Here is a 10,790-nt window from a genome sequence, read left to right as displayed (position 1 = left end):
GGGGAAACCCGGTGCAATCCCGGCAAAACTGAGAAGAATGCGGGAAAACGTGAAACAATTTATCCTGCCTGAGAAAAGAAAACGGCCCAAAGAAAGGACCGTTCGTATCTCAAAAACCCAGTATCCCGTTCACTCAAAGAATCTTAAGTGAACGGTGTTACCGGTAACCGGGTTTTTTTAGCCTTAAAGGGCAATATCCGCAACAGGCTTCAGTTCCACCAGCGGTGGGGTAAATTGTGCCTGCGGAACCGGATCGGCAACGACGTGTGTTTCATAACGCAATCCAAGCACTTCACTGGTATGCGCCAGCGTTTGCTGAATAGCCTGGGGGTCGCCACTCAAACGACGACCATAGGTCGGCACCACGGCACGCAATTTCTCCTGCCAGGTCGCAGATTTCACTTTATCTTTAAAGACCTGCTCCATCAATTGCAGCATGATCGGCGCAGCGGTTGAAGCCCCCGGCGATGCACCCAGTAATGCGGCAACCGTGCCTTGATCATCGCTAACCACTTCCGTACCCAGGCGCAGTACGCCGCCCTTCTCTTCGTCACGTTTGATTATCTGCACGCGCTGACCGGCCTGCCACAAACGCCAGTCTGCTTTTTTCGCCTGCGGATAATACTCCTGCAACGCTGCCAGACGGTCTTTGTCTTTTTGAATGACCTGGCCGACCAGATATTTCACCAAATCAAAATTATCCAGCCCGACATTCAGCATCGGCAGAATATTTGATTTGTTAGTAGAGCTGAGCAAGTCCCACAGCGAGCCATTTTTCAGGAAGCGGGTAGAGAATGTCGCAAACGGTCCAAACAGCACCGCACGTTTGCCATCAATAATACGGGTGTCGATGTGCGGCACGGACATAGGCGGTGCGCCAACAGAAGCTTGTCCGTACACTTTCGCCAGATGGTGGTTAACGACTTCCGGGTTTTCACAGACCAGGAACTGGCCACCCACCGGGAACCCTGCATACTCTTTCGCTTGGGGAATGCCCGTTTTCTGCAACAGCTTCAATGCAGCACCACCCGCACCGATAAAGATAAATTTCGCACGGATCGTCCTGCGAGCTTTGCGATCACTGGTGTCGGATACCGTCACCGTCCAGCTATTATCCGCATTGCGCTTAAAGCGGCGAACCTCAGTGTTGAGTTGCAGGGCGAAGTTATCGTGGCTGCGCAGGCCGGCAATCAGCTGGCGGGTAATTTCACCGTAGTTGACGTCAGTCCCGACTTCGGTTCGTGTGGCGGCCACTTTCTGCTGCGGGTCGCGCCCTTCCATCACCAGCGGTGCCCACTTCTTAATTTGCTCAACGTCTTCGGAATAGCGCATGCCCTGGAACAGGGAGTTCTGCTGCAAGGCGGCATAGCGAGCGCGGAGGAAATTCACGTTGTCCTCGCCCCAGACAAAACTCATGTGCGGCACGGTATTGATGAAGGTCTTCGGCTGCTGGAGTACGCCGCGTGTCACCTGATGCGCCCAGAACTGACGCGAGATCTGGAAGGCTTCGTTAATCTCAATGGCTTTGTCGATGCTGATGGAACCGTCCGCTTTTTGCGGCGTGTAGTTCAGCTCCATCAGGGCGGCATGACCGGTTCCGGCATTGTTCCAGCCGTTCGAGCTCTCCTCGGCGACGCTGTCCATTTGCTCGACCATGGTAATAGACCAGTCTGGTTCCAGTTCCTGAAGCCAGGTTCCCAGCGTGGCGCTCATGATGCCGCCGCCAATCAACAATACATCCGTCTGATGCTCGTTACGGGAGTTGGTGCGTGTTGCCAGAGGTTCGGCATGCAAACCAACCGCCTGTGAGCGACGTACGGCCATTTTTTTCTTCATCGGAATGAGCCTTCTGTACTCGCGTTTTTGTTTAGCGCAGGTGAAACGATTCGGGGGAATCCACGTTAGCACTGACGATGAAAGATTTAAATATTGTTTAAAATTTAAGTTCTGTTTTGAGATCTGTTATAAAAATGTTTAATAAATGTGGCAGTCAAATGAGTATTGGTACTGGCGAAATGTGACGCAACACGGTAATATCGCCCGTTTTGTGATGCACCGCACGTCGGACATCTTATGTAAAACCAACTTTCCATAACCCTACATTTTCTATGCCTGTAAACTTTGAATCATTGACTGCTGCTGAACAAAGCGCGATACGAACCGTCGTACGCTCGCCTGCGCTGATGCTGCGCGAATCTCTGGCAGGCGTGATCACAGCCCTGGCGCTGATCCCGGAAGTCATCTCTTTCTCGGTGATTGCGGGCGTTGACCCTAAAGTCAGCCTGATTGCTTCGGTAGTGCTGTGTCTGGCGATGTCGGTGTTAGGTGGCCGTCCGGCCATGGTGACGGCGGCGGCGGGTTCAGTGGCGCTGGTGATTGGCCCGATGGTGCATCAGCACGGCGTGGGCTACATTCTGCCTGCGGTGGTGATGGCGGGTATCATTCAGATTTTGTTTGGCGTGATGGGCATGGCCCGGCTGATGCGCTTCATCCCCCAAGCCGTGATGACAGGCTTTGTGAATGCACTCGGCATCCTGATTTTCTTTGCTCAGGTTCCCCACTTCTGGAGCAAAAATCCTTTAGTTCTGGCGCTGTTCGCCGCCACGCTGGTGATTGTGCTGTTCGCCCCGCGTGTCGTCAAAAGCGTTCCTTCTCCCCTCATCGCCATTGTTCTGCTGACGCTCTTTACGGTGTTCAGCGGTCAGCTACTGCCGACAGTCGGCGACGAAGGCTCCATGTCCGGCGGCCTGCCGGGTTTGACCGAGCTGCTGGTCCCGCTCAATCTGCAAACGCTGCAAATCATCTGGCCCTGCGCGCTGAGCATCGCTTTCGTTGGCCTGATGGAATCGCTGCTGACGGCAAAACTGGTGGATGATTTAACGGTAACGCCTTCCAGTAAAGCGCGTGAAAGCGCCGGGTTAGGGATTGCCAATATTCTGGCCGGGTTCTACGGCGGTATCGCCGGATGCGCGATGATCGGCCAGACCATTGTGAATGTTGAGATGGGCAAAGGCCGCAGTCGTCTTTCGACGCTGGTTGTAGGCCTGGTGCTGTTATTGCTGGTGACGGGCCTGAGTGAAGTGATGGCCAAAATCCCGATGGCGGTGCTGGCAGGCATTATGGTGATTGTGGCGGTGAAAACCTTTAGCTGGCACAGCATTCAGCCCGCCGCATTGAAACAGACGCCGTGGTCCGTGACCGTCGTGATGATCGCGACTGTCGTCGCCACCGTCAGCACCGGAAACCTTGCCGTTGGCGTGCTGGCAGGCATTGTGATCCTGGCGCTCATTCCAGCCCGCATTCGCAAGTTGCATTCGCTTAAAGCAGAAACATCGTCGCCAGACCCAGAAAAATAAAGAAGCCGCCGGTGTCGGTGATCGCCGTGATCATCACGCTTGAGCCGACCGCCGGATCGCGCCCCAGTTTGGTCATGATCATCGGGATCAGAACACCCATCATCGAAGCCACCAGCAGGTTAAGGACCATCGCCAGCATCATCACGCCACCGAGCTGCGGATCGTCATACAGCCACCAGGTCACGCCGCCCATAATCCCGCCCCACACCAGGCCGTTGATCAGCGCTACGCCCATTTCACGCAGGATCAAAAACGAGAAGTTACCGGGCTGAATATGCTGTAGCGCCAGCGCACGCACAATCATGGTGATGGTCTGGTTGCCGGTATTCCCGCCTATTCCGGCGACAATCGGCATTAACGAAGCCAGTGCCACCAGCTGCGAGATGGTGTGCTCAAAACCATCAATCACGCGTGAAGCAATAAACGCCGTACACAGGTTGATGGCCAGCCACGCCCAGCGCGTTTTCACGGCTTTGCTGACCGGGGCGAAGACATCTTCATCGTTGCTCAAACCGCTCATCTGACGAATATCGTTATCCGTCTCTTCGTAGACCACATCAACGATCTCATCGATGGTCAGTCGTCCCAGCAGTTTGCCTTCAGCATCGATGACTGCGGCACTCAGCAGGTTGTCACGCTCAAAGGTTCGGGCAACTTTCTCAGAGTCCTCTTCAGGGTGAAATGTAACCGGCTCCGCTTCCATAACGTCATGCACACGCTGCTGCGCACGGTTGAGCAGAATGGTTTGCAGCTCGAGTTCGCCCAGCAGCTTTTTGTCGCGAGTCGTGACGAACAGTTTGTCCGTGTTCTCAGGCATTTTCCCCAGCCGACGCAGGTAGCGCTGCACTGCGCCGAGCGTGACATCAGGCCGAATGGTGATGACCTCGAACTCCATGATCGCCCCGACGCTGTCGTGGGCATAATTCATCACCTGACGCACGCGCGCACGCTCTTCCGCAGGCAGCGTGGCTAATAAGCGCCCGGTCAGATTTCGTGGAAGATGCTGAACCAGATAGATTTTTTCATCGATATCCAGGCTTTCGAGCGCATCAAGCAGCGCCTTGTCGCTCATACCCTCAATCAAGTCTTCATAGACGCTTTCGGAGGCTTCAAGCAGCACGTTCCCACGCTTGCTGTCATCCACCAGCCCCCAGAGTGCATGACGTTCATCCGAAGGCAGTGCTTCAAGGGTATCCGCCAGATCAGGCGCAGGCAGGTGAGCAACCAGCGCCCCGACTTCAGCGATATCATCCGCCAGTCGACCTTCGTCATACTGTTCCGCTAGCGTTAATTTGTTGGACAAGGCCGAGGTGATGGCTTTGTCCGTCGTCAGAAGCCAGATAAGGCGAGCACGTTCCTGGTCGCGCACCCGGGCGCTGTTTTTATGAAAGACGGACATCGATGGGCAATCCTTGAACTGAAGAGGCGGTTTTCCAGCCTCTAAGCATAGCGCGAGTGAATGTAAAAAATAATAAACACCAGGCGGGAGTGGTGAAAAAGAGAGCGCCCATGCCTCAATGGACTGCCCGGCGGCGCCAAAGCTTGCCGGGCCTACAGGCCGGACAGACAAATCGTAGGCCCGGCAAACGCAGTGCCGCCGGGCATGATAAGTCAGGCAGTGCGAGCCACCGCGTCGCGGGAAGCGGCATCTCGCTCTTCGCCAGTCAGCTCGCTAAGCTTGCCATTACGCATTTCCAGCAGGCGATCGGCGTGGATGAAATAGTGATCGTCATGGCTGATAGCAAAAATGGTTTTGCCCATCTGTTGCATCAACGGCAGCAAGACCTGATAAAACTCGCGGCGGAAATGCGGGTCCTGATCGGCCGCCCATTCATCCAGCAGAATGATATCTCGCTCCTCGGCCAGGGCCAGCAGTAGCGCGACGCGCTTTTTCTGCCCTTTGGAGAGCTTAAGGTCGAGGATTTTGCCGTTTTCAAGCTTCAGCTTGTGGCCCATTTTCAGGTGTTCCAGCCATTTCTCCACCAGCTGCGGATCGGCCTGCTGCCCTTCTTGCCCCAGAAGTTGGTCAAACAGCCACGGGTCGGTAAATACCGCCGAGAAAAGCTTGCGGTAATCTTCCGGTTTGTCGGCGATCAGCGGTTGGCCATCCAGCAGGATTTGACCCGATACAGGCTGGTAAAGCCCGGTCAGCAACATGGCTAAGGTGGATTTCCCGCTGCCGTTGCCGCCAATCAGAAACACCAGTTCCCCGCGATTCAGCGTCAGGTTGACAGGCCCAATGGCAAAGGTGTTGTCCTGATAATGGAATTCTACTTCACGCAACTCCAGCGTTTTCCAGTCAGGATGCGCCTTCGGTTTTGGAAACGCTTCGCGATAAGGGGCGAGTGAAAACTTATTGAGCTTATTAAACGCGACCTGTGCACTGAGCAGCGTCGGTAATGCGCCAACGGCCGAAAGCAACGGCGTGCGCAGGAACAGCAGCGTTAAGGAATACGTTGCCGCCACAGCGGTATCCGCCCAGCCCAGGCCATTCGCCATCCAGAACACCAGGCCAATGGCTCCCAGCATCATGATATTCGACCAGTTAACCGCGCTGAGATGGAAGGTATCGGCCCGAATAATATGATGGCGATACTCTTTGGCGTCCGGAATATAGAGAGTATTAAAGATGTGTTCGGCGCGCTCACGGTTCAGCGTCAGCTCTTTACGTCCTTCCAGCACGGTCTGGTAATCGTTATACAGTTTGTCTTCGGTTTCACGCAGCGTTGCCATGTGTTTATACACTCGCGCCACCAGCACGAAACCGCCCCAGATGGTCAGCGCCATCCACAGCGCGGTGATCACCAGCATTTTCCCTGACAGGAAAAACAGGTACGCCGCCGAGCCAAACGTCAGGATAATCCCCTGCACCAGTTCCGGTAAGCGGACAAAAGCTATGGTGATGTTTCGCACGTCGCTGGTCAGCCCGGCCAGCAGCGCCGCGCTGCCCAGTTTTTCCACACGTTCAATTTGCGTATCGAGAATACGTTTGATGAATTCACTGCGCAGGCGATAGACGAAATGATGGCCCAGCACGGTTAAGGCCAGCTGCGAGCCAAGCGTGACCGCCATCAGCAGCAGCAACAGCCCAAGGAATTCTGGCAGAACCATAATTGACGCATCGACGCTTTCAATCAGGCGCACATTAATGAAGGCAATCAGGCCGATACCCAGCGCCGCACTCAGCAGGCTTAACAGCATGACGGCAATAAACGGCCAGCGATACTGACGCCAGACCAGAAGAAGAAGCTGCATAGAAAAATCCCGGACAAGCTAAAACAGCCAGCAGTTTAAACGGCTCTCGCGCTACATCAAGAATAATTCTTATTTTTATTGCCGTTTCAGGTATGGCGAAACGTGAGATTGTAACGCAGGTTGCCGGTAGCCGGATGGTGGCCGTCTTTAAGCGGCTGAATCCCGTGATAAAACAGGCGCGACGCCCCGCCCCAGACCACCACATCACCATGTTCCAGCAGCACGCGCATCAGCGGATCGTTACGTTTCAATCCACCAAACTGAAATACCGCCGGTAAGCCCAGCGACACGGAGACAATCGGCGCTTTCAGCTCTTTTTCATCTTTATCCTGATGCAGGGAGAGCTTTGCGCCAGGCGCGTAACGATTGATAAGACAGGCATCAGGCTGGAAACTGGGATAGCCCGCTTCATTCGCGCACTCGAGCGCCAGCGTTCTGAACGCCAAAGGCATGGCGGGCCAGTGCTGGCGTGTTTGGGGATCGACTGGCGCATACAGATAGCCATGCATGTCCGTGGTCCAGCCCACGTCTCCGCAGTTGGTCATCGCCACTGACATAGTGTAACCACCGGGAGTCACCATTTGCCGAAACGGTGAGCGGGCAGCCACCTCTTCTATGCCCTCAATCAATTCCGCAGCGCAGGCCAGCGCCCGGCGACGCAAAATCACGGCACCAGGCGCTAAAGGTTCCTGCCACGGAGGCGTATCGGCAAATAAATCCAGCATGGTTAACGACCTTGCTCTTTTTCACGGCGCAGAAGCTCTGCTTTGCGCGCTTCGCCCCAGCGATACCCCGACAGCGCCCCGCTCTGACGGACAACCCGATGGCAGGGAATCAGCAACGCCAGTCGATTTGCGCCACAGGCATTGGCAACGGCACGAACCGCGTTCGGCTTCCCGATGCTTTCAGCCACTTGCTGGTAACTGCGCGTTTCGCCAACGGGGATCGTTCTGAGCGCCTGCCAGACCTGCTGTTGAAAAGCGGTGCCGCGAATATCCAGAGGAAGAGCGACCAACAAATGCTGACCATCCAGTAATGCGATCACCGTTGCGACACGCTGGTGAAACGTCTGATCGGCTTCCTCACGTTGAGCATGGGGGAACATTTGTTCCAGTTCGGCGATCAGGGTTTCGTCGCTGTCACCAGGCAAGACGGCGCAAATGCCACGATCGCTTTCCGCCACCAGACAACGCCCTAGCTGGCAGGATTGCAATGTGTAGCGCACGCTAAGCGCGTTGCCGCCCTCACGGTACTGGCGAGGCGTCATGCCAAGCGTGCTGTCGGCCTGACGGTAAAAACTGCTGCTGGTTGGGAACCCTGCCGCCATCACCGCATCGGTAACCGTTTCACTGACTTTCAGCGATTCGCGCAGTTTCTTCGCCCGCCAGGCCTGCTGCCATGCGCGAGGCGTCATGCCGGTTACGGATTTGAACATGCGATGGAAGTGAAAAGCGCTGACGGCGACTTCACGTGCCAGCTCATCCAGCGTCAGCGTGGTTTCTTGTTCCAGCAAACGACAGGCCTGGGCCACTTTTTCAATGCGCTGCTGTTGGGGGTCGGCTTTGTCCGGCTGACAGCGTTTACAGGGACGAAAACCCGCTTCTTGCGCCGCGCTGGCATCACTGAAAAATTGAACATTCTGGCGCAGCGCATGCCGCGCCCGGCATGATGGGCGACAATAAATGCCGGTGGTCTGCACCGCAAACACGAAGTGACCATCGGCATTGGGATCTCTTTCCAGCACGGACTGCCAGCGGATCTCGTCATTGGGGGTGGCATTACGTTTCATAAATACTCCGGCTCCTTACAAGGGTAGCCTGAGTCTGGCGCAGGCGGCAGAGAAAAAAACCGCCATTCTTGCTTTTTAATTTTTGCCATTCACCAGGAACGTTTCGAACTGCGGCGACATCCAGGTTTTGAAGCCGTCGCCCTCTTTGATGATCATATAGACCGCCAGCCCTTGTTCGCGCACCACTTCTTTGGCTCTTTCCGGGCCAAGCACCATTAATCCGGTATCCCAGCCATCCGCCTCAAGTGCCGTAGGGGAAATGACCGTGACCGACACCATTTTATGCTGGATAGGCGTGCCCGTTTGCGGATCAATCACGTGAGAAATGCGCTTGCCGTCCAGCTCGTAATAATTGCGATAGCTGCCAGAAGTGCTGATCCCATGACCGTTAATGTCAACAATGGCCTGCACCGCATTTTCTTTGTCGGTCGGCTTTTGGATCGCGACTCGCCATGGCTGACCTTCGGCATTCATGCCACGACTGAACAGCGCCCCGCCGACAGAAACTAAGTAGCGCGAAATCCCTTCCTGCTCCATTAAACGAGCAAGATGATCAGCGGCGTAGCCTTCGCCCACCGTGGAGAGATCGACATACAGATCGGGAAGATCTTTTTGCAGATACTGGCTGCCGGACTGGTTAATGACGGAGAGGTGCTTCAACCCGGTACGCGCTTTTGCCGCGTCGATTTGTTCTTGAGTCGGCGTTTTCACCGGCTGCTTATCCGGCCCAAACCCCCAAAGATTGACCAACGGGCCCACGGTGATATCCATGGCGCCTTGCGTTTTGGCACCGATTCGCAGCGACTCGGTGACAATATCCGCCATGGCCTCACTGACCGGCCAGGGTGTCATGCTGCGGGAATGGTTAAAACGCATCAATGCGGAGTCGTTTTTCCAGGTGGAGAGCAGCTGATCGTCGCCATCCAGCTGGGCCTGAATCTTTTGGCGCAGCGTTTCAACCTGAGCATCGTCGAGATTAATCACGCTGGCTCGCCAGAAGGTGCCCATGGTCTTCCCTTCCAGCACGGTGGCAGGCGCCTTCTCCGTCGTCGAAACTGATGTGCCGTTATCGCAACCCGACATAATAAATGCGACGGCAATCAGTGCCGTGCGAAAAAAAGTGATAGCCATACGAAGTCCCTCTTGTTTGCGCGCAAGGGTACACCAGGGAGGGTAAACAAAGAATAAAAAAAGGGTCCCGAAGGACCCTTTTTGCTGATTCGCAGTCGATTAGAACTGGTAAACCAGACCGGTTGCAACGATGTTGTCGGTGCCGATACCGTTGTTCTGGTAGAAGCTGTCGTTGCCGTCCAGCAGGTTGATTTTGTAATCAACATAGGTGGACATGTTTTTGTTGAAGTAGTAGGTCGCGCCCAGATCCAGGTATTTAACCAGGTCTTTGTCGTCGCTGCCACCAACGGTGTTCAGGCCTTTACCTTTAGACTGCAGGTAAGAGATCGCTGGACGCAGACCGAAGTCGAACTGGTACTGAGCAGTCACTTCGAAGTTCTGAGTTTTGTCTGCGATACCGCCGCCGTTGGTGCTGGAAGTAGAACCGAACGGAGTCATGTTGCGGGTTTCAGCATACATAGCAGCAATGTAGACGTTGTTCGCGTCATATTTACCACCAGCGGTCCATGCTTCAGCTTTCTCGCCACCGGTGTACTGCTGGTTAGCCAGATTCGCGTTTTTCTGATCGTTGGTACGGTTGGAGTTAGTGTACGCCGCACCCAGGCTGAAGCCTGCGCCGATGTCGTAGGTAGAGGAGATACCGAAGCCGTCGCCGTTCGCGTTACGGAAGCTACGATCACCGTTGTTGGTGCCTTCACCGGAACCTGGGTTCTCGTTTTTGCCCTGATACTGCAGAGCAAAGTTCAGGCCATCAACCAGACCGAAGAAATCGCTGTTACGGTAGGTCGCAACACCGTTGGTACGGCCAGTCATGTAGTTGTCAGACTTGGTGTAGGTATCGCCACCGAACTCTGGCAGCATATCGGTCCAGCCTTCTACGTCGTACAGTACGCCGTAGTTACGACCGTAGTCGAAGGAACCTGCATCACCGAATTTCAGACCTGCGAACGCCAGACGGGTCCAGGACTGGTTGCCATCTGCGCCTTCAGCGTTGTTCGCCTGAACGTTGTATTCCCACTGGCCGTAACCGGTCAGCTGATCGTTGATCTGAGTTTCGCCTTTGAAGCCCAGACGGATGTAGGACTGGTCACCATCAGCGCTATCGTCGCTGGAGAAATAGTGCAGACCATCAACTTTACCGTACAGATCTAATTTGTTGCCGTCTTTGTTATAAATTTCAGCCGCATTTGCTGCGCCTGCTACCAGCAGTGCTGGTACCAGGAGGGACAGTACTTTAACTTTCATGTTATTAACCCTCT

Annotated in this window: 8 protein-coding genes and 1 pseudogene; 2 read left to right on the top strand and 7 right to left on the bottom strand. The window is 54.9% G+C overall.

What is annotated here, in order from left to right; all coding sequences use genetic code 11:
* A pseudogene (locus ACRCWW_RS13260) lies at window positions 1-151 on the top strand (IS4 family transposase); the annotation flags it as partial.
* A gap of 32 nt (window positions 152-183) precedes the next feature.
* On the opposite strand, the gene mqo reads toward ACRCWW_RS13260, so the two are convergent.
* A complete protein-coding gene (mqo, locus tag ACRCWW_RS13255) occupies window positions 184-1,836 on the bottom strand; it encodes a malate dehydrogenase (quinone) (RefSeq protein ID WP_438682830.1) in 1,653 nt (550 codons plus the stop codon).
* A 272-nt stretch (window positions 1,837-2,108) separates the two neighbouring features.
* Here mqo and ACRCWW_RS13250 point away from each other — a divergent pair, with 272 nt between their 5' ends.
* Window positions 2,109-3,356, top strand: coding sequence for a SulP family inorganic anion transporter (locus tag ACRCWW_RS13250; RefSeq protein WP_438682829.1), 1,248 nt, complete (start codon window positions 2,109-2,111; stop codon window positions 3,354-3,356).
* Here ACRCWW_RS13250 and mgtE read toward each other — a convergent pair.
* The 6 genes from mgtE to ompC all read right to left on the bottom strand — a co-directional run bounded on the left by mgtE (window position 3,319) and on the right by ompC (window position 10,776).
* Window positions 3,319-4,755, bottom strand: a complete 1,437-nt coding sequence (mgtE, locus tag ACRCWW_RS13245; RefSeq protein WP_438682828.1) for a magnesium transporter — start codon at window positions 4,753-4,755, stop codon at window positions 3,319-3,321. The genes ACRCWW_RS13250 and mgtE overlap by 38 nt on opposite strands.
* Window positions 4,756-4,967: 212 nt before the next feature.
* On the bottom strand, window positions 4,968-6,611 hold the full coding sequence (locus tag ACRCWW_RS13240) for a multidrug ABC transporter permease/ATP-binding protein (RefSeq protein ID WP_438682827.1): 1,644 nt from the start codon (window positions 6,609-6,611) through the stop codon (window positions 4,968-4,970).
* An 86-nt stretch (window positions 6,612-6,697) separates the two neighbouring features.
* A complete protein-coding gene (gene alkB / locus ACRCWW_RS13235; protein ID WP_438682826.1) occupies window positions 6,698-7,336 on the bottom strand; it encodes a DNA oxidative demethylase AlkB in 639 nt (212 codons plus the stop codon).
* Window positions 7,337-7,338: 2 nt separating this feature from the next.
* On the bottom strand, window positions 7,339-8,400 hold the full coding sequence (ada, locus tag ACRCWW_RS13230) for a bifunctional DNA-binding transcriptional regulator/O6-methylguanine-DNA methyltransferase Ada (RefSeq protein ID WP_438682825.1): 1,062 nt from the start codon (window positions 8,398-8,400) through the stop codon (window positions 7,339-7,341).
* A 75-nt stretch (window positions 8,401-8,475) separates the two neighbouring features.
* Window positions 8,476-9,531 (bottom strand): FAD:protein FMN transferase ApbE, encoded by a 1,056-nt coding sequence (apbE, locus tag ACRCWW_RS13225; RefSeq protein WP_438682824.1) that lies wholly within the window; start codon window positions 9,529-9,531, stop codon window positions 8,476-8,478.
* A gap of 99 nt (window positions 9,532-9,630) precedes the next feature.
* On the bottom strand, window positions 9,631-10,776 hold the full coding sequence (ompC, locus tag ACRCWW_RS13220) for a porin OmpC (RefSeq protein ID WP_438682823.1): 1,146 nt from the start codon (window positions 10,774-10,776) through the stop codon (window positions 9,631-9,633).
* Window positions 10,777-10,790 lie beyond the last annotated feature (14 nt).

The sequence above is a fragment of the Scandinavium sp. genome (assembly GCF_051650185.1).
Taxonomy (GTDB): Bacteria; Pseudomonadota; Gammaproteobacteria; order Enterobacterales; family Enterobacteriaceae; genus Scandinavium.
Note: the sequence above shows the minus strand (reverse complement) of the source record. Positions and strands in the feature narration are given on the sequence as shown.